General features: G+C 47.4%; 18 protein-coding genes. 16 read left to right on the top strand and 2 right to left on the bottom strand.

Translation table 11 applies throughout. The features are described 5' to 3' along the window. Positions 1-4 precede the first annotated feature (4 nt). On the bottom strand, positions 5-703 hold the full coding sequence (locus tag DP091_RS09185; RefSeq protein ID WP_113058048.1) for an aspartate/glutamate racemase family protein: 699 nt from the start codon (positions 701-703) through the stop codon (positions 5-7). Positions 704-935: 232 nt separating this feature from the next. On the opposite strand from DP091_RS09185, the gene metE reads away from it, so the two are divergent. The 12 genes from metE to DP091_RS09125 all read left to right on the top strand — a co-directional run bounded on the left by metE (position 936) and on the right by DP091_RS09125 (position 18,036). Next, on the top strand, positions 936-3,224 hold the full coding sequence (metE, locus tag DP091_RS09180; protein ID WP_113058047.1) for a 5-methyltetrahydropteroyltriglutamate--homocysteine S-methyltransferase: 2,289 nt from the start codon (positions 936-938) through the stop codon (positions 3,222-3,224). 328 nt (positions 3,225-3,552) lie between these two features. Then, positions 3,553-4,992: an N-acetylmuramoyl-L-alanine amidase gene (locus tag DP091_RS09175; RefSeq protein WP_113058046.1), complete on the top strand. Its 1,440-nt coding sequence runs from the start codon at positions 3,553-3,555 to the stop codon at positions 4,990-4,992. Positions 4,993-5,080: 88 nt separating this feature from the next. Next, complete coding sequence (locus tag DP091_RS09170) at positions 5,081-5,779, top strand: response regulator transcription factor (protein WP_113058045.1); 699 nt, start codon at positions 5,081-5,083, stop codon at positions 5,777-5,779. Positions 5,780-5,782: 3 nt separating this feature from the next. Continuing rightward, positions 5,783-7,240 carry a sensor histidine kinase gene (locus DP091_RS09165; RefSeq protein WP_113058044.1) on the top strand — a complete coding sequence of 486 codons (1,458 nt, stop codon included), beginning with the start codon at positions 5,783-5,785 and terminating at the stop codon, positions 7,238-7,240. Beyond that, the gene (locus tag DP091_RS09160; RefSeq protein WP_113058043.1) at positions 7,237-8,376 is read left to right on the top strand and encodes a hypothetical protein; all 1,140 of its coding nucleotides are present in this window, start codon (positions 7,237-7,239) and stop codon (positions 8,374-8,376) included. The genes DP091_RS09165 and DP091_RS09160 overlap by 4 nt, the downstream gene beginning before the upstream one ends. Before the next feature lie 167 nt (positions 8,377-8,543). Next, positions 8,544-9,431 carry a YwqG family protein gene (locus DP091_RS09155; protein WP_113058042.1) on the top strand — a complete coding sequence of 296 codons (888 nt, stop codon included), beginning with the start codon at positions 8,544-8,546 and terminating at the stop codon, positions 9,429-9,431. A gap of 147 nt (positions 9,432-9,578) precedes the next feature. Continuing rightward, positions 9,579-10,304 (top strand): class I SAM-dependent methyltransferase, encoded by a 726-nt coding sequence (locus tag DP091_RS09150; RefSeq protein ID WP_113058041.1) that lies wholly within the window; start codon positions 9,579-9,581, stop codon positions 10,302-10,304. Positions 10,305-10,446: 142 nt separating this feature from the next. After that, a complete protein-coding gene (gene ytxJ / locus DP091_RS09145; protein ID WP_113058040.1) occupies positions 10,447-10,785 on the top strand; it encodes a bacillithiol system redox-active protein YtxJ in 339 nt (112 codons plus the stop codon). Positions 10,786-10,824: 39 nt separating this feature from the next. Then, a complete protein-coding gene (locus tag DP091_RS09140) occupies positions 10,825-11,157 on the top strand; it encodes a thioredoxin family protein (RefSeq protein WP_113058039.1) in 333 nt (110 codons plus the stop codon). 494 nt (positions 11,158-11,651) lie between these two features. Next, the gene (locus DP091_RS09135) at positions 11,652-13,424 is read left to right on the top strand and encodes a methyl-accepting chemotaxis protein (protein WP_113058038.1); all 1,773 of its coding nucleotides are present in this window, start codon (positions 11,652-11,654) and stop codon (positions 13,422-13,424) included. Between the two features lie 54 nt (positions 13,425-13,478). After that, entirely contained in the window at positions 13,479-17,207 is a 3,729-nt protein-coding gene (locus DP091_RS09130) for a non-ribosomal peptide synthetase family protein (RefSeq protein ID WP_258394452.1), read from the top strand. Positions 17,208-17,358: 151 nt separating this feature from the next. Beyond that, entirely contained in the window at positions 17,359-18,036 is a 678-nt protein-coding gene (locus tag DP091_RS09125) for a serine/threonine protein kinase (RefSeq protein ID WP_113058036.1), read from the top strand. A 127-nt stretch (positions 18,037-18,163) separates the two neighbouring features. Here DP091_RS09125 and glsA read toward each other — a convergent pair whose 3' ends face one another. Next, positions 18,164-19,105 carry a glutaminase A gene (gene glsA, locus DP091_RS09120; RefSeq protein ID WP_113058035.1) on the bottom strand — a complete coding sequence of 314 codons (942 nt, stop codon included), beginning with the start codon at positions 19,103-19,105 and terminating at the stop codon, positions 18,164-18,166. 218 nt (positions 19,106-19,323) lie between these two features. Between glsA and DP091_RS09115 the strand changes: the two genes are divergently transcribed. Genes DP091_RS09115 through DP091_RS09100 form a run of 4 tightly spaced genes read left to right on the top strand, consistent with a single transcriptional unit; the run spans position 19,324 to position 24,628 of the window. Continuing rightward, positions 19,324-20,091 (top strand): ABC transporter ATP-binding protein, encoded by a 768-nt coding sequence (locus DP091_RS09115; protein ID WP_113058034.1) that lies wholly within the window; start codon positions 19,324-19,326, stop codon positions 20,089-20,091. Further along, positions 20,078-22,009 carry an ABC transporter permease gene (locus DP091_RS09110; protein ID WP_113058033.1) on the top strand — a complete coding sequence of 644 codons (1,932 nt, stop codon included), beginning with the start codon at positions 20,078-20,080 and terminating at the stop codon, positions 22,007-22,009. Before DP091_RS09115 ends, DP091_RS09110 begins: the two co-directional genes overlap by 14 nt. Positions 22,010-22,031: 22 nt before the next feature. Further along, entirely contained in the window at positions 22,032-22,397 is a 366-nt protein-coding gene (locus tag DP091_RS09105; RefSeq protein ID WP_113058032.1) for a YxeA family protein, read from the top strand. Between the two features lie 26 nt (positions 22,398-22,423). Beyond that, a complete protein-coding gene (locus DP091_RS09100) occupies positions 22,424-24,628 on the top strand; it encodes a M1 family metallopeptidase (protein WP_113058031.1) in 2,205 nt (734 codons plus the stop codon). Positions 24,629-24,675: the final 47 nt, after the last annotated feature.

Below are 24,675 nucleotides of genomic sequence, written 5' to 3'. Positions count from 1 at the left end.
TGAATTAAGAGTCTGCTCCCAATGATTTATGAACAGCTTCACTGGCATGTATGGAGGTAGTATCGAAGAGGGGAACATTGGAATCCTCGGGTTTTATTAACAATCCAATCTCCGTACATCCCAGTATAATACCTTCGGCTCCATCCTGAATCAGCCGTTCAATAACTTCTTTATAGTAAGCTTTTGAATTTGATTGGATGTTACCGAGACATAATTCCTCGTATATCACTTTATTTACGATCCCTCGATCTTGTTCATTGGGGATGAGCACTTGAATACCATTAGTTTCTAATCGTTGCTTATAAAAATTCTGCTCCATGGTATATTTGGTTCCAAGCAAGCCTACGGTACGAATCCCTTGTTCATGGATTTGATTAGCCGTAGCATCGGCAATGTGCAGCACAGGGATCCTTATTCTTTCTTCTATAAAATCTAGTACCATGTGCATCGTGTTGGAACATATCACAATAAAATCGGCGCCGCCCTTTTCTAATGAAAGTGCAACTTCACCTAATGTTTCACCGGCTTTTTTCCAATTCCCCTCGGCTTGATAGCGTTCAATCTCTTCGAAGTTCACGCTGTACATCAGGCATTTGGCCGAGTGGAGGCCACCCAATTGGCTTCTCACCTGCTCATTTATCATTCTGTAGTATTCAATGGAGGATTCCCAGCTCATTCCCCCGATTAGTCCAATTGTTTTCATAGATAAGCTCCTTTACAGTCCGAAGTAAACTTAATTATAGGGTGTTTCAACATGCGTAACAATTGCTATCTTAATGATATGGCTAAAGAGACTTGAAGCGAGACAAGCATTACAGGCATACCAATCTTGATATAGCCATAGGCTATAACTAGATATAGCTTATATGAGTTACACTATACCGACCAATACATGATATCTTTCTTGTAACAATTTGTATAGGAGTGTTACATAGATGGCAAAAAGCAGTGTACTGGGATATCCGCGTATTGGCGCTGATCGGGAATGGAAGAAAGCCTTGGAAGCATTCTGGGCAGGCAAGCTGGAAGAATCGGAGTTTCACAGGCAGCTGCAGGAGATTCGCTTGAGTCATTTACGGAAGCAGCAGGAGAGCGGGATCGATCTTATTGCGGTTAATGATTTTAGTTACTATGATCATGTTCTGGATACGGCGACGATGTTTGGCATCGTACCGAAACGCTTCTCTTATGAGGGCGGCGTTGTGCCATTGTCTGTGTATTATGGCATTGCACGCGGAACGAAGGATGCTACGGCAAGTGAAATGACCAAGTGGTTTAATACCAATTATCACTATATCGTGCCTGAATTGGATGGGGCTGCTCCGGTTCTGACGGAGAACAGACCGTTGGCAGCTTATCGGGAGGCCAAGGAGAAACTCGGAATAGAAGGCAAGCCGGTTATTGTGGGCCCGCTCACCTTCCTGAAGTTGTCCAAAGGGTATCAGTCGTCGGAGACGGATGCTTGGCTGGAAAAATTGTTACCGCTCTACGTACAGATTCTTCAAGAGCTTGCCCAAGAAGGCGTTCAATGGGTACAGATCGATGAGCCGATACTCGTTACAAAATTAAGCGATGACGATCTTAAGCGGTTAACCAGCATTTATGAAACGTTTGCGGTTTCGGCACCGGGATTGAACATCATGCTGCAAACCTATTTTGAATCCGTTGAAAACTATCAGGATATTATCCAGCTTCCGGTTAGCGGCATCGGTCTTGACCTGGTGCACGGATACCAAGGCAATGTGCAAGCCATTAAACAGTCAGGGTTTCCTGCGAATAAGGTGTTGGGCGCCGGCATAATCGACGGACGGGGCATTTGGAAGGCGTCTCTTCGAGAGAAGCTGTCACAATTGGAAGAGCTGACGAAATACGTAGCCCCTGAACGCCTGATCGTTCAATCTTCGTGCAGCTTGCTGCATGTTCCGGTGACGGTGAGCAGCGAAACGAAATTGCAGCCAGAATTGAAAGGGGCGCTCGCCTTTGCAGACGAGAAGCTGAATGAACTGGTTCTTTTGACAAAAGCAATCTCCACGGGAGCAGCCCGAATCTCCAAGGAACTGGAAGCATGCGATGCTGCGCTTCAGGCGCTGAAACAATCCGGAGAGCGGAATCGCCATGACATTCAGCAGGCAGTTGCTGAGATTAGTTCACAGAATCCGGTTCGCAGTCTGCCGTTTGCGGAGCGTCATGTCGCTCAACAGAACAAATGGCAGCTGCCGATTTTCCCGACCACGACAATCGGCAGCTTCCCGCAATCAGCCGAGGTGCGCAAGGCACGTCAGGCGTGGCGTAAGGGAGAGTGGAGCCATGAGCAGTATGAGCGCTTCATTCAAGAGCAGATCGATGTTTGGATCAAGCTGCAGGAAGAGATTGGCCTGGATGTGCTTGTGCATGGGGAGTTCGAAAGAACGGATATGGTTGAATTTTTCGGAGAGAAGCTTGGAGGTTTTGCCTTCACTCAGTTTGGATGGGTTCAGTCCTACGGCTCACGCTGCGTGAAACCGCCTGTGATCTTCGGGGATGTGGCATTCGAGAAACCGATGACGGTGGAGGAAACGAAATATGCACAATCGAAGACGGACCGGCCCGTGAAAGGGATGCTAACCGGCCCGATTACGATTATGAACTGGTCGTTCGTCCGCGAAGATATCTCGCGGGAACAGATCGCCTATCAACTGGCTTATGCCCTAAGACAGGAAGTAGAGGCGCTGGAGCAGGCGGGCATCGGGATGATTCAGGTGGATGAGCCAGCGGTGCGCGAAGGGTTGCCGCTCAAGGAGGAAGATCAAGCGGAGTATCTCGCTTGGGCTGTTAAAGCCTTCCGCATGACCACATGCACGGTTCAGCCGACTACGCAAATTCATACGCATATGTGTTATTGCGAATTCCATGACATGATCGATTCAATCGAGGCGATGGATGCCGATGTCATCTCGATTGAAACTTCGCGCAGTCATGGCGAGCTGATTCATAGCTTCGAGGTCAATACGTACAGATTAGGGATCGGACTAGGCGTATATGATATCCACAGTCCGCGGGTACCTCGAGTGGAAGAAATGACAAGCATGATCGAGCGCGCACTGCGGGTCCTGGATCCGAAGCTGTTCTGGATCAATCCGGACTGCGGCCTCAAAACACGCGGCAAGGAAGAAACGGTCGCATCCCTTCGTAACATGGTTCAAGCCACGGAAATCGCTCGCTCGTCCTATTCGTTGAACGTGTAACCGTCAATCTGGCTAGGGTGGGCCGATTAATGAATCGTAAAGTTAAGATAGAAGCAAGCTGCATTGGCAGCCTGCTTCTTTTTTTACTAATCTAGCCGATCGATATCTATCATAAAGCTTAAAGGTAAGGTATAGAATGCAGCTATCGAAAGATTTGCTTCTAGAACAGGATTCGAGGAACGTCTATATGTCTATGAAACTCCTGTCATTTACATAGAGTCACGTTTGGACACAAGTTGTTGACATCTTGGTAAAATCGTTGTCACATCCGGCGATTATATTCTTCTCAAGGAATCGTATCCAGCACGATCACCAAGAAGGAGGAACCATGGTCTATCACAAGAAAAGAAAGAAATTTACGAGAATCTTCTATATTCTATTTATTGCAATCCTGCTTATTGTCGGCTTCAAATTGGCATGGCACGTCGGTTCATCAACGGTAGAGTTGATGCCGGCATCGTCTGCTAGAGTTGCAGAGAACTATAAGACGCTCCCTGCTGTGCCTAATCATCAAGAAACATTTCGAATCGTCATCGATCCAGGCCACGGGGGAAAGGATCCTGGAGCTACAGGAGTCAGCGGCGCATATGAGAAGGCGTTCAATCTGTCCCTTGCCGGACGGGTTGCTGCCCTCCTTGAGGAGGATCCTATGTTTGAGCCTCTCTTGACACGAACGGATGACCAATTCATAGAATTGGAGGAGCGGGGAGCGATCGCGAATGAATGGAATGCGGATGCTTTCATCTCCATCCATGGCAACACCTATACGGATACGATGGTATCAGGAACAGAAACCTTATACAGAAACCAGGACAGCATTCCATTGGCCCAAGCCGTTCAGACGCATTTGGCGCAGGGAATTGGACTCCGTGATCGCGGCGTAAAGGAAGAACAACTAAAAGTGTTAGGTACACCCAGGATGCCCGCAGTGCTTGTTGAAGTTGGATATCTTACCAATGCGGAGGATGAGCGTTTCCTGCTGAGCGATGATGGACAAGACCTTGCCGCACAGGCTATTGTCGATGGGCTCAAAGAATATTTTTGGGGAATCCGGGAGCTCTCGCTCGAACATCAAGAAACGGGTGATTTAGATGAAGAAAGCTCACCCGATACCCCTCAAAGCGGAATTCGGTCCATAGAGAAGAAGGTGTATTTTAATGGTTCAGCGAAAGACGGCAAACAGGTAGCTTTAACGTTCGATGATGGCCCCGATGCCATAGTTACACCCCAAATTCTAGATATTTTGAAGGAAAACGAGATTAAAGCCACCTTTTTCTTGCTGGGAGATCGGGCTAAGGCTCATCCTGAGATTGCCCGGCGGATTGTTGAGGAAGGCCATGCCATAGGGAATCATTCCTGGTCACATCCCAACTTTAAGGAGTTGTCTATGGATGAAGCGATGAAGCAGGTCATGGATACACAGGATGAACTGAACGACATTATCGGCTATCGTCCATCCTTGTTTAGGCCGCCGTATGGCGCTTTGGATGAGGACATGGAGCAAGCCATCCAGAATATGGATCTAGCCATTGTGAACTGGTCTGTAGATACGATGGATTGGTCAGGTGTGCCTACTCAGGAGATCATGGGGATCATCCACAATCAGTTGAAGCCTGGAGGCATCATTCTTCAGCATTCCGCAAACGGACAGAACCATCTTGCCAACACCATTGAGGCACTTACACTGTTAATACCTGATTTGAAGAATCAAGGGTATTCTTTTGTCACCGTACCGGATCTGCTGCATTTGCCTGAATCACAGACATAATCTGCTTGTAGGTGATCAGTTATCATACCTATGGGGATATGCTAAAATCGAATCATCAAATAGCTCGTGAATTAGGAATGGAGACTTCATGAAAAAAACGAAAATTCTCATTATCGAAGATGAGGGGCCGATCGCCGATTTACTTGCCTATGGCCTCACGATGGAAGGCTTTGAGACTCGGACGGCAGCCAATGGGACTGCAGGGTTAAGGGAGATTGAGCATTTCAATCCCGATCTGCTCCTGCTGGATTGGATGCTGCCCGACCAGAGCGGACTCGATATATGCAAAAAAGTTACCGCTAATTATAACATACCCATATTTATGATAACGGCTAAATCCGACATTACGGATAAAGTACTCGGGCTTGAATTTGGTGCCGATGATTATATCACGAAGCCGTTTGACCTGCGGGAAGTTGTTGCCCGAATACGTACGATCCTCCGGCGGCTTGATCAAGCGAATCATGGGGATAGAGAAGGGGCAGAAGAGACTGTTATTCGATTTAAAAGCATCGAGATTGTTATGGAAGAGCGACTGGTCAAGAAAGACGGAAGGCCGGTTGATCTTACGCCGAAGGAATTCGACCTGCTCATGACCATGTACGGTCACCGGGGGAGGATTTATACCCGCTCGGAACTGCTGGATTTAGTCTGGGGTTATGATTTCATGGGGGATACGCGGACGGTGGATACGCATATTCAGAGGCTCCGCAAAAAACTGGATGCCGGCGATTTGATCACAACCGTATTCGGCATCGGCTATAAATTCGAGAAGCAGGCGGAATAAGAGATGATCCGGACCATCAGAGCCAAGTTTATTGTTGGTTTTTTTGTGATATTCAGTCTGTCGTTCCTCGTACTCAATCAAACCGTCAAGGAGATCATTCGGACAAGCAACCAGAAGATCGTAACTTCCGATCTGGTTGGACTTAAAAACAACAGCAATGTATATGTAAGGCAAGCTTTCCTTATCAATCATTTTACGAACAATAAGCTTTATTTCGGGCAGATGGCCGAGGAAATGGTGAATGATTTGAAGCATGCTACCTCTAGCCATGTCAGCGCGTACACCGTCGACGGCAAGTTATTGTTCTCATCGGACGAGAGAAGATTCTCGGGACCCTCGGATGCGGATCTTCGCCAAGCGATCGAGGGAAAGACGGCCTATACCATCACCTATGGTCGAAACAGCGGAACTGTTCTCTATTCATATCCGGTTATCATCGATGGAGTCAAGGTGGGCATATTGAGGTTTACCAAGGATTTTACCCTGCTCTACGAACAAAGCGGCCGGATCATGGACATTATTTTCTACATTGCGCTTGCCATATTCGGAGCAGCGTTCCTGTTCTCGTACCTGCTGTCCAGGAATATCACCATACCGCTAGTGAAGCTTACCCGCGCTTCCACTGAAGTAAAGAACGGAAACCTGGATGTTCGAATCCGATTCCGGCGAAGAGATGAAATTGGCAAACTGGCTCTGAATTTCAATGACATGATCGACCGGATCGGTAGCCAGATATCCACGATTGAGCGTGACCGGGATCGCTTGAAGGAGCTAAATGAGCAGGAGAAACGTTTTTTTGACAATGTGACCCATGAACTCAAAACGCCGCTCACCTCCATTCTGGGTTATGCCGAGATCATTCGGGAGAAAGGGGATGATGATCGGGAGTTCTTCGATAAGGGCATGAATCACATCGTTGAAGAGAGTCGACGTCTGCATGGCATGGTGCTAAGGCTGTTGGAAGTATCGCAGCACAACGCTGGAGAAGAGGATGTAGAGCTTGTGGATTCGGGAAAAATTCTGCGCGATGTAGTTGACTCCATGTCGTTCCGGGCCAAGCGCTATAAAAAGAGCATCGTTTGCGAAGCAGAGGAAGGTTCCTTCGTGATTGGCCAGCCTGATCGGCTGCGCCAGCTCTTTATCAATCTTCTGGATAATGCCATCAAATATAGTGCCGCCCAATCGGAAATTACCGTCAAGGCTGAGCGTGTGGACGGAAGCGTTCGTTATACCTTCGACAATCCCGGAGAGCCCATACCGGATGACGAGCTCGCAAACGTCTTCCAGCCGTTCTACTCGGTGAGCCAGAAGCAGAAGGAAGAGGGCAGTGTGGGGCTGGGCCTCAGTATCGTTAAATCCATCGTCGATGATCACGGCGGAACCATCCGTATCGTCAGCGAGAAGTTCCATACTGTCGTCTATGTTGAAATTCCTTATGTAAAGGCGGAGGCTGTCCAATGAGATATCGATATAAACGTTTTAAATTATGCTATGCTCTTGCTTTCATTTTACTGACCGGCTGTGCAAGCGGACTGCAATCGGAGACCGTCATTATCCCCAGCGCGGAATCGGATCAAGCCGTGGACGAGGGAAGCCGGCCTTTCCAAGTGAAGACGATTTATCGAATGCCAGAATCCAAGGATCCAGTTGAATGGCTCGGCTGGTCATCATCCAAGTCGGTGGTCGGTCTTTTTTATGAAACCGAAGCAGTAGACGTGGCGAAATTGAGCTTGCAGCGTTTTTCATCCCCATACGAGCGAGTTGACCATTCATTAGAGATTGAAATGAATAAGCTTTCCTATCAATTGTCCCCCAATGGAAAATATGTTTCGGGAATTGCCAAAACGGAGGAGGGCGTTTTTCTGCAAATGATAGCATATCCGGGCGGGGAGGTGGAAAGCCTCGAAGCTACGACAGATGCCAATCAGGAGCTATGGTTTGAGGAACCGACTTGGTCCGGCAACAGCCGGTTTGTAAGCTATATGGTGATGGAATCAAACAAAAGGCAATACAGCATCGGGATTTTTGATACGGAAGCGGAATCGGCACGTGTTTATCGGCTGCAGGGTCTTGAAACGGAAGCCCTTCCCTTCAAGGTGATCGTCTCGGATGACGGGAAAATGGCGCTCATCGTTCTGGACGAATACGGTCACGGTCGTCGAATTGCTATGGGAGCCGTCAACGGCAATGCGATTGATGTTCAGTATGAGCATGATATCGGCACAGACCAAGCCGCATGGTTGAACGATGATCAATTCGTATTCTTAGGAACGGAGGGAACCCTGTACGTATATGACCGCAGAAATCATGAGCTGTCCATTCTGCTGGAGAAGGTGGATAGCTATGAGTTCTCGAAGGATCGCAAGTATGTCGCCTATTCCCAGAACGGGGAGAATACAATTTATGCAGGTAAGCTTCAAGGGAAGAATATACTGAGCGCAGAACCCATCTATCATGGGGTCATACCTTCTAAGATGTATTGGAGTCTGGACCATCGCCGGCTTCTCGTGAACGGCCGCAAAAATTATGCCAAAGAGCAGGGGCCTGTTGCGATCGAACCGACAGAACATCAGCCATTTATAATCGAATTCAAGTAAAGGCTGAGGTATCGTCGACCACCTATTTATTCTTCGCGATGCGGTAGATTGAACGATAGGCGTTCGATTTGCCGCTTTTTTCTCTTTAAGGATGAGTAGGGAATCGTGCAAAACCCCGTTTTTTGTTATGATTATTATCTAAACTTTGAATAGAAGAGGGGCAAGACATGCAGTTGAACGAACGCAACTTGATTAAGATGCAAAGCATCATCAAGGAACACCAATTTGAACATGCAGCTGACTATTTAATCGAACATACGCGCCAAGGCATACGGTTATCCAAAAAGGGAGTGGAGGACTATGCCAGGCCGTGCCATTCACGGATTGGCGGCGATCCGGATCTTCCCGAAGAAATGGAATGGCCACTGACTTCGGATGGAACACCGATGACCTTTTTGGCACAGCTGCAATTGAGGGATGTGGCAGCTCATGATGCCACCGCTTCGCTTCCACTGGGCGGAATGCTGTATTTCTTCATTGGCGTTGATGAGCCTGCCTATAATATTGAGCATCGGGTTCTGTATCTGACAGAGGATCAGACGGCGGCTGCGGTTCGACGCCAGGCTCCTGAGGAAACCACGTTAGAAGAAGAGTTCACCGGCTACCGTATTGAAGCCAGAGCTACGCTTGAGCCTCCTAATTACGCATATGTGGATGACGAAATCGTCGAGGATGAGGAGCACGATTTTGAATCTTATGAGGACCTGTGTCATCAATTGACTGGATTGGAATCTGACGACATTGCAATGATCTTTGGCTATCCCTCTACCCAGCACGGAGATTGTGAGCATGAGGCTGCTTTAATGCTGCTAACCGGATCCGAGTACAATTATTCCATGGAGGCGGCCATGCAGCAGATCACCGATCATTGCGGCGGCAACTCGGAGCAAGCCCAGCAGGAAATTCGGGATACACTGCTGCTGCTGGCGATCGATTCGGACGACGATGTAGGATTTTGCTGGTGGGATGCGGGTGAACTGCAATTTTACATGCGAAAAGAGGACTTGATAGCCAGAAATTTCGAGAGGACGTATTGTTCGCTGTATTCAAGCTGACTAACAGGGAGTGTGTAATAAAGGCACCTTGCATTGGCTCTTGGTTGGAGGATCGGGAACGGATTTAGCAGAAATCGATACGTTAATCTTCATCGGATGTTCAAGAATTTGCTTAATGAAGTTCTGTCACTAGAGGGAGGATGAACCATGAAGGAGAAGGTCATTAAAGCATATGATAAGCTGGCCGGAGACTACGAGCGGCATGTGGATTCGCAGAGCGGACATAATGCGTATTACGAAAGGCCGGCCATGATCCATTTGTTGCCGGCGAACATGGAGCAAATGACCGTCCTCGATGCTGGTTGTGCCGCGGGGTGGTATACGGAGCAATTCCTTAAACGAGGGGCGCGGGTCACAGCGGTTGATCTGAGTCCGGCGATGGTAGAAGCCTGTACGAGACGAGTCGGCAATGGAGCGACGGTATTCGCATGCGACATAACCGAGGATCTGCCCTTTGAAGATGAGGCTTTTGATCTGATCGTAAGTTCATTGACGCTTCACTACATCGAGGATTGGGCGCCGACCTTTCGCGAATTTCAGCGCGTGCTGAAACCTGGAGGCAGTTTGATTTACTCCGTTCATCATCCCTTTATGGATGTTAAACATTTTGATCGTCAAGATTACTTTGCTCGTGAGTTATTGACGGAGGTTTGGAACAAACCGGAGTCCGGACCCGTTGAGGTTTCCTTTTATAGAAGACCGATTCAGGAAATCATCAACGTAACCTCCTCACGGTTTCGAATCGATCAGCTCATCGAGCCGCAGCCCAGTTTAGCGGATAAAGATAACCCGGAAGCTAAGGAATGGATGGCCAAATGGTATGAGCGGCTGATGACGAACCCTCACTTTTTGATTGTGAAAGCCTTGAAATGATAACTTCGAATCCATACATATTCATAGGGGGAGCCGACTTTCTACGCATGAAAGAGCATTACAGCCTATGTGTATCAAAGCGATTGGTTGTATAATAGAAGCAATGCAATGCATTACATCACATCCAAGGGGAGAATATCATATGCAATGGAATGAAATCACGACATTAGAAGAATGGAATGCGATTCTGGAAAAATCCTCCGAACGCGGCCAAGTCATTTTGAAGCATAGCACGACATGCCCGGTTAGCTCCAATGCTCTTTCGGAGTTTGAATCTTACTTGAAAAAGACGCCAAACAGTGATGTGGATTACACGCTGGTTAAAGTCATTGAGTCCCGGCCGGTTTCCAATAAGATTGCCGAGGATTTGAACGTAAAGCATGAATCGCCGCAAATTATCTACGTGAAGGACCAAGCGAAATATTGGACGGCCTCACACTGGGCGGTTACATCTGCGCATATCACAGCGGTTCTGGACTGAGCCTAATCCTTTGTCGCGCCTGAAAGTATGGTGTAAAAGATGAAAGAACTGGAAGAACTAAGATCGATAGAGGCCATCGAGCGGTTTATTCAAGATCACACCTTCAGTTTTGTATATGTATCCAGACAAGATTGCAGCGTATGCCACGCGATTTTACCCAAACTCAGAGAATTGTTAGAGCAGTTCCCTCGCATCTCATTGGGACATATCCAAGGCGAAGCCGTCGGGGAAATCGCCTCGAAATATTTGATATTTACCGCACCGGTACTCCTCTTATTCGTAGAGGGGAAAGAGCATCTTAGAGAGGATCGTTTTGTACAGTTTGGCGCGTTAGAAAAGAAATTAAAAAACTTGATGGAGCTCTTTAGCTAGATGTCAGCGAAAGAGCAATGTACCAAAAGGCGATATTCCCACAGTCACAAGACTTAAGGAATGTCGCCTTTTCCATTTCCGTAGGAGCTGAGAAGCGGAAGTTTTAGGCAATAGCAGTCATGAAAAGTTCAAATAATTGTCGAAAACCAGGACGATTTTGCATACAAATATTACTAAAGTATTAAGATTACAAGGTGAAATGCCGATTTATTAATAGTACAAAAGATGTAGCGTTACGGAATATCATGAATATGGATCTATTGAACTGAAATTTCGCATAACAAGAACTTTATGTGAAATGTACCTATGTCAGAAGAATGATGGAGGGGGAAGGCGGTTCATTCAAGATGAACATTTTTGAAAATTGTAATGTATTCATGAAAAATTCCGGAAATATTTAATGTTTCCAGGAAAGTAGGTGATGCGGCAGGTTCGCTAAAGAAATCCCTATTTAAATGGAAAGTACATAAGAGATATCAAAGGAGAGACACCAAGTGAGTGAGCCAAAACCGTTATCAAGAGGACTGCGTTTTAAAAATTTGAGCATTGTTACAAAAAATATGTTATGGACGAGCCTGTATATCATTATTACGGGTGCCGTTGTTATTGCATCTAGTTATTATATCCAGGACAGCGTACTGACGAAGCAGCTGCAATCCGATTCGGCAAAAATTATGGATACCTTGGTTAAGTCCGTATCGGTGGAAGATGCGCAAGCAGTGAAAGGCGCTACCGACCGCAATGCGGATATCCAGAAAAAACTCACCAAAACGTTTGATGAACTATCCCTAAGTCATCCAAACATTGCACAAGGCTATATTTTTGGACCGGAGCTCGAGGGTGGAAACAAGACCTCGATTATTGCCATGCCAACGGCAGTGCTCGATATGTTTGCCGAAGAAGGCTTGAATCTCGGGGACTTATACGAACAACCGAAGATCCATGCCGATGCCGTAAGAGAGATGCTGAAAACGAAAAAAACCGTCTCCACCAAAGGTTATACAGATAATTATGGTACCTGGATCACCGTGCTGCATCCTTTCCAGGATGCCAACGGGGAAATTTTTGCTTACATGGGGATCGACGTGGATGCAAGCTTAATCGCTTCCGGGAAACAGGAATTGATCACCAATACGGTTTTTGCGCTGCTGATCACCTTGCTGATCGTATTAGCACTGCAATACTTCACGATTAGACGGACATTCGCACCGATTCAAGCATTAATGGGGGCGCTGGACAAGCTGAGCAAAGGTGACTTCACCGTCCAATTAAAAGCAGGTGAAGATGAGCTGGGCCAGGTCAATGCCAAGTTCAATACAACCGTCAATCATATTAATGAACTTGTCACAACGATCAAAACGGTATCGGAGCAGTCTGCAGAGCAGTCTAAATTCCTCTTCTCGGCTGTGGAAGTCAATAATAACAACTCTTCAGCCATTACTAGAAATATGGAGGAAATGTCGGAACGCGTTGCTCTGCAAAGCACTTCTATTACCGAAAGCGTGGTTTCGCTTGAGGAAATTTCATCCGGCGTATCAACGATTGCCGGCAATACATCGGATCTGTCCGAGATATCGGTACAGATGAAGGAACAATCAGAACGTGGTAACCACAATGTGGAGCAGGTTATCGAGCAGATGAATTCCATCGATCATTCGGTCAAAAACTCGGTGCATATCATCGAGAAGCTGCAAAAGCGTTCGCATGAGATAGGTCAGATCGTGCAGGTGATCACCGAAATTGCCTCTCAGACGAATCTGTTATCACTCAATGCCGGAATCGAGGCGGCAAGGGCCGGCGAAGAGGGCCGCGGTTTTGCTGTCGTCGCCAGCGAAGTGAAGAAACTTTCGGAGGAATCCAGAAAATCGGCGGACCAAATCATTGAATTGGTTCGATACATTCAAGATGAAACAGCATCCGCGGTAGAAGCCATCAGCGAAGGAGAACACAACGTCGCTAAGGGAATTGAGGTTGTCAAAGAAACAGGTGAGCTGTTTAAAGGGATGCTGGTGGCAACCGATACGGTGACAAGTCAAATTCAAGAGGTGTCTGCGGCTACCCAGCAAATGGTTGCCGAGACCGAACAGATTACCGCAGCGATTAAACAATTGGCAGAGCTCGCAGAGAGAAACTCGTCCGTATCGGGTGAGATCCGGATCAGTGCCCAGGAACAGCAGGCTTCTTTCGCCAAAATCTTCGAATCTGCAGAACAGATCAATCAGGTTTCCGCTGAGCTGGAGGCCCTTGTACACAAACTGCGTGTGTAACGTGTAGCACTGCGAGAACAAAATTGCAGAGAAAAAAAGATGGAGCTGAAACCTTTGAATACAACATTGATGATCGAACAAGGCAAAGAATATTGGTTGAACGAACTGCAGCTACCTTTACCGGGATTCTACCTGTACACCGATGGTCCAGCGCATCTTCAGCAGCAAGAGCTTGATCGCACGGCGATGAAGCTTCGTATCGAAACCGGTAAAATCAAGCGGTTCCGCGATTCATATGACATGAAGGCGTGGATGCTAACAAGCTATGTGGTGTTTCTATACCGAATGACTCACGATACCGATTTACTGATCGGCGTAAACAATGAGAAGGGCAACCTCCTTCCGCTGAGAGTTAATTTAAGCGGCAACGATTCGTTCGCACAGATCTATGAGCAAATTTTCGCCAAAATGGATCACATTGAAATAAGCAGCTATTCGCTTGAGGATATAGAAGGATTCACCGGTCAACCGCTCACGCTCCAAACGGTCTATGGCCATAATGGGAATGGTTATGCTTATAGCTCCAGCTGGCTGAACTGGATGGTTCAGGAGGAGAAGAAGGACGAGTGGACACTCTATGTATCCTATGCACGACCATTGTATCGAGAAGAAACGATCGAAAAATTCAGCAGGCATTTTGAGCTGCTTGCAAATGCGGCTCTTGAACATATGGATGCTCCGGTTAGCCGTTTGCCTATGCTGACAGAAGAGGACAAGAACGCATACTTGAAACTCAATGATACGAAGAAGGTGCTCCCGAAGGATCCTACCATTGTGTCGATGCTTTCTACCATTGTGGAGAGATTTCCGAAGCGAATCGCGCTATCGACAGGTGATGAGCAAGTATCGTATGAACAGCTTGACCGGTTGTCAAACCAAATTTCACACATGCTTATAGACAAGGGACTGCGTAAAGGCCAATTTGTCTCGATATTTATGAAGAGGGGCCTGGATACGATTGTCAGTGTGCTCGGTGTGCTCAAGGCCGGCGGAGCCTATATCCCGCTGGATCCATCACATCCAGATGAACGAAATGCCTATATTATCGAGGATACCGAATCGGCGATCATTCTGACGCATCAGGACTTCACGGCCAAGCTGGATGGACTCCTGGCTGGTTTTCAACCGAGGCCAGAGTGCTTCTGTCTGGATGAACAATTCCTTTCGTACTCGGATGAAGCCTGTGGCGTCCGCGTTGAGGGCGATGATCTGGCATATATTATCTATACCTCCGGTTCGACGGGCAAACCGAAAGGGGCCTTAATCGCCCATCGAGGCGTCGTGAATTTGGCACTGGCCAATCAAGAGAATTTACAGATGAGTGAACTGGATATCATTCTTCAATATTCCACATTCAGCTTTGATGCTTCCGTATACGATATATTCGGATCGTTGGCTTGCGGTTCGCGACTGCATCTTCTTACCGATGAACAGCGTTTCTCCATAGACGCCTTCACGGAGGCCGTGGCAGAAACCAAGGCAACCCGTGTCGCCATATTGCCTACGGTGTTTTTTAATCAATTGGCAGCGTATTTGCCTGTGGAAGACACGCATAAATACCGGAATATCAAGACGATCGTCGTCGGAGGGGAAGCGCTGGCCGGAGAAACCGTTCGGATGTTCCAGAAAAAGCTGCAACTTCCAATCGTGAATCTATACGGCCCAACGGAAACGACGGTTGTAGCAACAGGGCATGTCGTGAATTATCCGGTTCCGGACGATCTGGCCACCGTGTATATCGGGACGCCTTTTGCCAACTATGAGTTGTATATTGTGAATGAACATAATGAGTTATGCCCAACTTGCGTAACCGGAGAGCTGCTGATCTGCTCGGTCGGCGTAGCCAAAGGGTATCTGAATCAGCCGGAGAAAACAAAAGAAGCCTTCATATTGGATCCGATAACACCGGAATCCGGAAAACAATACTACCGTTCCGGAGACTTGGTTCGCCTGCTGCCGAACGGACAGGTGGAATACCGGGGACGCAAAGATTCGCAGGTGAAGATCAGAGGCTTCCGGATCGAGATTGGGGAGATCGAGGACAATCTGGCGAAGCATGAACAAGTAAAGGATATCGCGGTTATTCCGAGAATGGACGAGGACGGAACCAAAATGCTAGCGGCATTCTATACAACCCATAATGGACAAGCAGCTTCCGCTAAGGATTTGGCGCAATTTTTAAGTCAGAAAGTACCTGGTTACATGGTTCCTAAATACATGTGTTTCGTGGAAGAAATGCCGCTATCCCCGACCGGTAAGATTGACCGTAAGAAGCTGGCGATGTACGAATTGTCGATGGAGATGGAAGAGGATGACTCCCACTACGAGGCACCGGTTAACGATATTCAGCGGGATGTTGCTGCGGCTTGGGAACAAGCACTAGGACAAACCAAGATCGGCATTCACGACGATTTCTTCGATATCGGCGGGTATTCTCTGAAAATACTGGAGATTCTGGTGCTCCTTAAGCCGCAGTATCCACGGTTGAAGATCAATGATTTCTTTGTGTATCCGACGATTGCAAAGTTAGCGGAGCGAGTAGAGGAAATGGGGCAAGTACCGATCCCAGCCGATCAATTAGACGATAGGGATCTACCTATTCAGGATTTGGCTGAGTATCCGATCTCTTTCCCGATCAACCATCGTTCGGAACAACCCATCTATAACCAGCAGCATATTTTGCTGACAGGCGCCACGGGATATTTGGGGTCACATTTGCTGTATGAACTGCTGAAACAATCGACCGCTACCGTGTACTGTCTGGTTCGACCAACAAAGCAGTTGGAGCCCTATGCCCGCCTTGAGCAGATCATGACCGGATATTTTGGCGAAGAGGTCAAGTCTCGAATGGACAAAAGGGTGATTGCGATTCAGGGCGACTTGGAGCAGGAATATCTCGGGCTCGGAGCTGAAGACCGTGCCATGATTGAAGCGCGCATCGATTCCATCATTCATTGCGGAGCCGAAGTGAAGCATTTTGGCGATTCCGACTATTTTGCGAGAGTCAATGTGGAGAGTACGGACCGTTTGTTGTCTTTGGCTCAGAGAAGACCGCATATCCGCTTTCACTTTATTTCTACGCTTGGGATCCCTGAAGATTTGGCACTGGGCGGTCAGTGGGAAGCCATCATTGCCGGAACGGGATACGAAGAGTCGTCCATTGAGAATGTCTATACGAACAGCAAGCTGGAGGCTGAGAAGCTGGTCATTAAAGCCGGTGCAGATCGAGGCATTCCATCATCGATTTACCGCGTGGGGAATTTGTCCTGCAACTCGGAGAATGGAATTTTCCAGAAAAACATCGATAACAACGCTTTTTACCGTATGCTGAAAGCGATGCTGCTGTTGAAGAAAGCACCGGGTGTGAGATGGGAAGTGGACATTACGCCGATTAACTATGCCGGGGAAGCCATTACCGCTCTGCTGCTTCAGCAAGAAACGGTCGGTCGGGTGTTCCATATCTGCAACCCGGTTGCCGTTCCTTATGAGGAGATGGTGGAGTATTTCAAAGCCTATGGATATGATATTTCAGTGATGGACTGGAAGGAATACGAGGCATGGTTATTGGATCCTCAGCAGCCGAAGGATAAGGAAGGCCTTGAGCTGGCGATGGCGCAATTCGAAGGCGACGGAGCCAAGAATTCCATCTACCGGTATACTTGTCCGCAAACCTCGGAATACCTCAAGCACACGGGCGTGAAATGCGCTTTACCGGACCAGCTGTTATTCGAAAAAATGATTGAATATGCCGCAGGTATTGGATATTTCGTGAAACCGGAGTAATCATAGGCAAGCAGCAAGCATGAAACCGCGGGAAGCTCTCGCGGTTTTTTTGTGGTCAGGATCAGGTACAGCCATGCAAATATTTTTTTTGTAGCGAGAGTGTGGTACGATCATACTGATTTAAGTCCAGTAACACCAAATGAGGTGGCCCATGAATCACGAACATTGGAAGCAGGCAGAGACCGCACTGGCTTGCATGGAAGTTTTTAAGAACGGCGAGAACGACCCTGTAACGATTGAAGGCGAATCGGATGACCTGCGCTGCATCGGAATCGGTACGGATGCTGCTGTATTCGTATATGAACCTTTGCCTGCTTATGCGTTTAAACTGTACGCTGCGGAGGCGCAGCCTAAGAAGGAAGCGGAGATTAAGGTCTACCAAGAGTTGGTGGGCAGCCCCTACTTTCCCGTATTTTATGGAGCAGGTGAGCGTTATGTGGCGATCAGCCATGAATCCGGATTCACCCTGTACGACTGTTTGCTCTATGGTTTGCCCGTTCCGAGGCAGGTCATCGATGATGTTGAAGCAGCACGCACCTTTGTGCGGAGCAAGGGCTTAAACCCACGGGATATTCATTTGAAGAATGTCCTGCTGCAGGAAGGCAGAGGGAAGGTACTCGATGTATCGGAGTATATTCAGGATGGAAACGATAAACGATGGGAGCATCTCGTGTGGGCTTACGATAACGTATATCCGCTGCTTGAGGGCAAGAAGTTACCGCTCTGGGTATTGGAGGCCGTGAAGAACGGATATTACCGTCTAGACCCCTCCAGTGTGAATATGCAGGAATTTGCGGACCGGATTGGACGACTGTTCTTCAGAAAATAGGATGACCGGAACTTTTCCAAACGGAGTAGGAGCATTCCCCGCTTAGCAAACGAAGCGCTATCATCAGAACATATACGGCGAATTCAATCCCCCTGAAGCTGTAACGGCACCAGGGGGATTTTGGTCATTAGAAGATACTCCAGTCCATCTCTCGGGATATGGTCTGCAGCAAATGCACGCCCGCATAGCTGTTGCCCTTGTCATTCAGTGCTGGGCCCAGCACACCGATTCCATAACGTCCCGGCACAAATGTTAAAATTCCCCCTGAAACGCCGCTCTTGGCGGGCAACCCTACCTGAATGGCGAATTCTCCTGACGCGTTGTACATGCCGCACGTCGTCATGAACGTCCTGGCGATTTGAACATACCTTCTAGGTATGAGCGTGTTGCGGGTAAGCGGATCCATACCGTTGCAGGCCAGCGTTAATGCCATTCTTGCTAAATCGGCGCAATTCACAGCGATCGAGCAGTGCCGAAAATACACCTCTAACACCTCTTCGACATCTCCGCTGAGGACCCCGTTTTCCTTCAAAAAGAATGCTATGGACCGATTCAGATTCCCGGTTTCCGATTCTGAGCGGTAAACGTCCAAATCATATTCCAAACCAGCGTTGCCTGATAGCTCTTGAAGAAACTGAAGAATTCGGTCGGATTTCTCGCTCGGGCTGTCTCCGTGAATTAAGGAAGAAACGGTAATCGCACCTGCGTTAATCATCGGATTGAAGGGAATGCCGGGCCTTACTAACTCCAGCTTCAGCATGGAATTGAAGTTGTCTCCGGTCGGCTCCATGCCAACCTTGCCGAAGACGGCATCCTCTCCATTGTCCATCAGTGCTAATATTAGCGTAAACACTTTGGAGATGCTCTGCATCGTAAAGCGCAGCCCGCAGTCCCCGGCTGTGACGGATTCGCCCATGGTGTTCAGAAGGGTGATGCCCAGAGCAGCATGGGGAGCTTTGGACAGCTCGGGAATGTAGGAGGCAACTTTGCCTCTGCCGACACAGGGCAAACTGGCTTTCACCCAGCCCGGGAGCTTCTGCCGGATGACTTCGATTTCGGGTGACCTCATCTGTTAAACCCCTTTCTTGGTGTTAAACACCTTATAAACCCGCCATGGCCGTGCCCATGCTGCGGGTTTTTGCTTTGTTCTGAGTCAAGCGATGTTCGTGTTGTGTACTCAACAAGTTTGTTAAGCTTTATGTAAGGTTCGTATAAAAATCGTGTAAGGTTCACCTTTTATAATTACATCTGTGCTTAACTAACGACGATTTAAAAGGAGAACACCACATGACAACCATATTACAAGCAAAGCATGTAGAAAAAACATTCGGTAGTCAAGAAATTCAATATACGGCATTGCAAGATATCAATCTTGAAATTCAGGAAGGCGAGTTTGTCGGCATTATGGGACCATCGGGGGCAGGCAAATCCACGCTGCTGAATATTTTTTCGACGATCGATACACCGTCGGCAGGCGATATTACCATTGCCGGACAGCATATCGTGTCAATGAACGAGGAGCAGTTATCGGATTTTCGCCGGAACCAGCTCGGCTTTATATTTCAGGACTACAACCTGCTGGACACACTCACGGTCAAAGAGAATATTTTGCTTCCCCTGGCGTTATCCAAGGTGCCTGCAGACGAGATTGAGAATCGGGTTAACGCGATTGCCGATACGTTCGGCATTCGCGATATCTTGAACAAATATCCTTATCACATCTCGGGTGGTCAGAAGCAGCGTACCGCAGCTTCACGCGCTATCGTTGCCAATCCAAGCCTCATATTGGCGGATGAACCGACAGGGGCGCTGGATTCCAAGTCGGCAACCAGCCTGCTGCAAAGCTTAAAGAAACTAAATGAGATCGATCGTGCCACCATCATGATGGTCACTCACGATGCTTATGCTGCGAGCTACTGCAAACGCGTCATTTTTATAAAAGACGGACAGCTGTACCAGGAGCTTCATAGAGAAGACCAACTTCGCAAGGTGTTTTTTGAACAGATTCTGGAGGTACTGGCTGCACTTGGGGGTGAGCACGATGACACTGTTTAGCATAGCCAGAAAAAATATCCGTAAAAATTTCACCAATTACTTTTTGTACTTTGCTTCGATGATTTTTAGTATCGTCATTTACTTTACTTTTGTTTCATTAAAATATGATACTGCCATTCAGTCCGCAACGGAGGGATCGACAAAAATAAGTTCAGCCTTTAGCGGTGCCGCCGTCGTGCTGATCATCTTCGTGGCTATATTCATTTGGTATTCCAATTCCTTCTTTACCCGCAAGCGCAAGAAAGAAGTCGGATTGTATTCATTGCTCGGTGTTCGGAAGAAACAAATCGGCCGGATGTTATTTTATGAAAACTTTCTGATGGGTGTGCTGGCTCTACTAGCCGGGATGGTTCTAGGCTCCGTGCTGACGAGATTCTTTGTATCCCTGTTAATGAAGGTTATGGGATATGATGCGGTGTCGAATTTCTCGATCTCGCCTGCGGCCATCATCAATACCACCATCGTATTTATGATTATTACGCTTATCACATCGCTGCAGGGTTACCGATTGATCTACCGGTTCAAATTGATTGAATTGTTTCATGCGGATCAGGAGGGAGAACGGGAACCGAAGGCTTCATGGATCACCGCTATATTGTCTCTGGTATTCATAGGCACCGGATATTGGCTTGCTCTGCAAAATCTGCTGGAATCCAAGGCTTGGGCGGCGATGGGATTCATGTTAACGCCGCTTGTCATCCTGATGACCGTGATTATCGGAACGTATCTGCTGTTCAGTACCTTGACTGTTACATTGTTGAAAATATCCAGAACAAACAAGAACAGATATTGGAATGGGATGAACATGGTCGGTGTCTCCCAGCTTCTTTATCGGATCAAAGGCAACGCGCGCACGCTCACAATCATTGCCGTCCTTAGCGCGACAACACTTACGGCTGTTGGGACGGCTTACAGCTTTTATTACAGCAATGCAAGCAGCGCCCGGCAAGCGAATCCCAACAGCATGATGTGGATTTCCCTTGACAGCAGCGTGACCAAGCGAGCCGACGACTTGATAGACACAGCTCCGCATCACGAGGTGGTGTATCATGCGACCATCCCAGTCCTTGTAATGGATGCTGATGTCAGTGGGCTGAACGATACTTTTTCGCATGATATCCAAACATACAGCGTCATCTCCCAGCATGACTTTAACGAGCTGGCGAAGTGGCAGGGTCGCAAGGATTCCATCACTTTAAGCGGAGAAGAGGCCGTTGTCTTGGACCCAGCCTATTACGAAGGAATATCACCGACGTATGTGGGTTCTACGGTCAGACTTAACCCAGACAAGCAGGTGCAGCAAATTCTCTTTAAGGAATTGAAGAAATTCAGCGTGCTGAATATGGGAACGGCCTATTCTACAGTGGTCGTAAGCGATGAACTGTTTATGCAATTGCACAACCAGACCAACACGATATTGCTGGAGGCTTACGGCATATCGAATCAAGATAAAGCGAAGCAGCTTACAGAGGATCTGGTAAACATCTTGCCGGAAAGCGCGTCATTCTCAAGCTATTATCAGGCTTATGCGAGAGGCATGGAATCTTCAGGCCTGTTGATATTTATGGGAGGATTCCTGGGACTTGTGTTCCTTACGGCGACCGGCAGTATCATTTACTTCAAGCAATTGACCGAGGCCAATTCGGACAAGGCAAGATATCAGATATTATACAAAATCGGCGTAAATCGGCGTGAGGTTAAAAAGAGTATTGCCCAGCAAGTGCTGTTCATCTTTGCTTTACCGCTCGTTGCCGGCATTGCCCACTGCGCTGTCGCACTGTCTGCTTTGTCCAAGCTTCTTCATATGAATCTCGTGATTCCGGTCGTGATCTGTATGGCCGTCTACACCTGTGTTTATTTGATCTATTACGTTGTTACCGTTAGGTCCTACTATAAAATCGTAACCAAAACAAAATAACCAATCATAAAGGAGTACAGTCATGAAAAAAACGATGATCTTCGGCGGTATTCTTATCGCCATCCTTATTGGATTTGTTGTATTCATTCAAAATGTAAACATCAATCGTCTCGGTACAGATTCCTATTATGTGCAAATTCAAGATGGGACCCGTGTGGAAGACAAAGCGGATAACGGGGAGAAATACATCTATTATGAGTACAACTTGGAGGGATTCGACAAAGATGGCAGCGCAAAGACGTTAACCTTTAGGGCAAACAAAGAGCTTCGAAAGCAAGCTTACTTGCGTTTATATGTGAAAGAAAAGGGTGTCAGTTCCTATCAAGAGGTACAGGCAACCGAAATTCCGGAAAAAGCCAAGATGAAGCTTGAAACGTTAGGAAAATAAGGACGATATCAGAGGGAGAGAATAACATGACTCATATAAAAGAAAGTACGACGAACCTATCGAAGAAGGCTATCATTAGTTCACTTGTTTTGACATTGACTGCATGCCCGCTCATCAGCGCGGGGCATGCATCGGCAAAAGCCGTTTCCCCTACTGCCATTTCGCAAATCTCAGCCAGCGTTGAAACGCATGCACCTATTCAATATCATATCCAGACAAGACTGAACGAGAAGAATATGACCATGCAGGGAAGCAGCAAGGTTACGTATCAAAACACCAGTCGGGATACGTTGAATCAGCTGGTATTCCATACCTATGCCGATGCCAACCGTTCGAAATCGACGCAGACGTCCATGTTTAAACGATCGAATGAAGAAATCAGCAAGAACCATCCGGAGAAGAAGCCGGAAGATTTTCTTGGAGGTATTGATATTCAAGAAGTGAACGCTAACAGCCAAGCTCTCGAGTTCGATAATAAAGATCAGGCTTTGACTATTCAATTGAAGGAGCCCTTGAAACCAGGCGCAACAATCACGGTACATATGGACTTCTCCCTGAACATTCCGTATGGTTCGCAGCGTTTATCGTATTACCAGGATATTGTGAATGGCGCTCACTGGTTTCCGGTCATGTCGGTCTATGATGAGGAGAAGCATAAATGGGACACAACCCCCTACAGTCCAACATTCGAAACCGATTATTATACTTCTGCAGATTATGAAGTGGAGTTTAACGTTCCCGCTGGTTATCAGGTGGCGATGCCAGGTACGATAACGACACGGAATGACGTGGAACCCGGCCGTAAGGTTGTTTCCGCTGTTTCCAACAATACAAGGGAATTCGTATTTTTTGCCAGTCCCAATTTCAAAGTGGACAGTGTTACCCGCGACGGCTTGACGATCGAATATTTTTATTTTGATAATGAACCGGGAAAGAAACAGGTCATCGATCGGTATATCGATCAGGCATTTAAAGCGATTGAATTTTTTGGTGATAAATATGGTGCGTATCCTTATCCGGATTTCCGAATCGTCGAGTCTTACGTCGAGGGCGTGGCTATCGAATATTCACGGGTCATTCAGATGGGACAGGTTGACAGCCAGGCCGATCCCGCGCAGGACACGGTATTCGTTCATGAAATTGCACATCAGTGGTTCCATGCTCTGATCGGGAACGATTCGGAGAACGAATCTTTCCTGGACGAAGGTTTTGCCGATTTTTCCAAGGTGTATTTTGCCGAGAAGCAGGGGGATAAGCTGAACGGCTTTAGATCCATTCAATTTGACGATTCCCCGCTGGAACTTGCCATTGCGTCGAGCAATGACGAGGTGGGGGATATGGCTAGCCCGGTTTATTACGATAAAGGTCGCCAAGCGATTTACCAATTGTACCGGTCTGTTGGCGAAGAAAAGTTCGATCAGTTTATGAGGGAATATTTCAAACGCTATGTTCACAAAAATGCCACGATTGAGGGACTCCTCCAAACAATTGAAGACGTGCTGGGAGAAGAGGCCCGTAACGAAATGGCCACGGCTCTATACGAACCGGGCTTTGTACTTAAGCCTGAATACCAACTGTCAGAAGAAGAGAAAACAGCTTATATGCATGACCAGTTTCAATTGTTGTATCAAACATCCTTAAACCAAATTCCAGACTTGCCTTACGAAACGATGAGCCGCATCATGGAGAAGGCTCTCCAGGGAGAGCCGTTATCGATCGTTCTGAGTGATCAAGTAAGCAGTTCAGCACGCAAGCAGCAAGAAGCCATGGTGAACCAGCTCACGATGCTCTTTGATATCAGCGGAGTGAAATATGACGTTATTCGGGACCGCCAGGTATTGAAAAAGAAATTAAAGAAAGAACTGGGGACAAGCAATCTGATCGTGATTGGCAACGGTAAATCGAATGGGGTGATCCAGGCGCTGAAATCCGGTATCATCGAGCGGGCCAACAAAATGGGCTTTGCCTGGAAGGATACCATGAATCAACCAGGTGCTTCCGGAGCGTATGCGATCAAGCATCCATTCAATCATAATCGCCTAATGCTGCACTATTTCTGGAATGGAGATCATGTAGAGGACAAGGCCTTGGAGACGTACATGGCAAAAATGCAGGAATCTCTAGGATTCACGAGCGCTTTTTATCACTACTATGTGTTGGACAAGAATGGCAAGATGGTGTTAGATAAACTGGAGGGGAATCCGCTATCGAAGTTTTTTGCGGAGGAGTAAGCTTGATGTTTGTCCCCTTCCCGAGCCATGCTCTGTTGAATAGCAGC

It is taken from the genome of Paenibacillus sp. MDMC362 (assembly GCF_003269305.1).
Classification (GTDB): domain Bacteria; phylum Bacillota; class Bacilli; order Paenibacillales; family Paenibacillaceae; genus Paenibacillus_AQ.
Note: the sequence above shows the minus strand (reverse complement) of the source record. Positions and strands in the feature narration are given on the sequence as shown.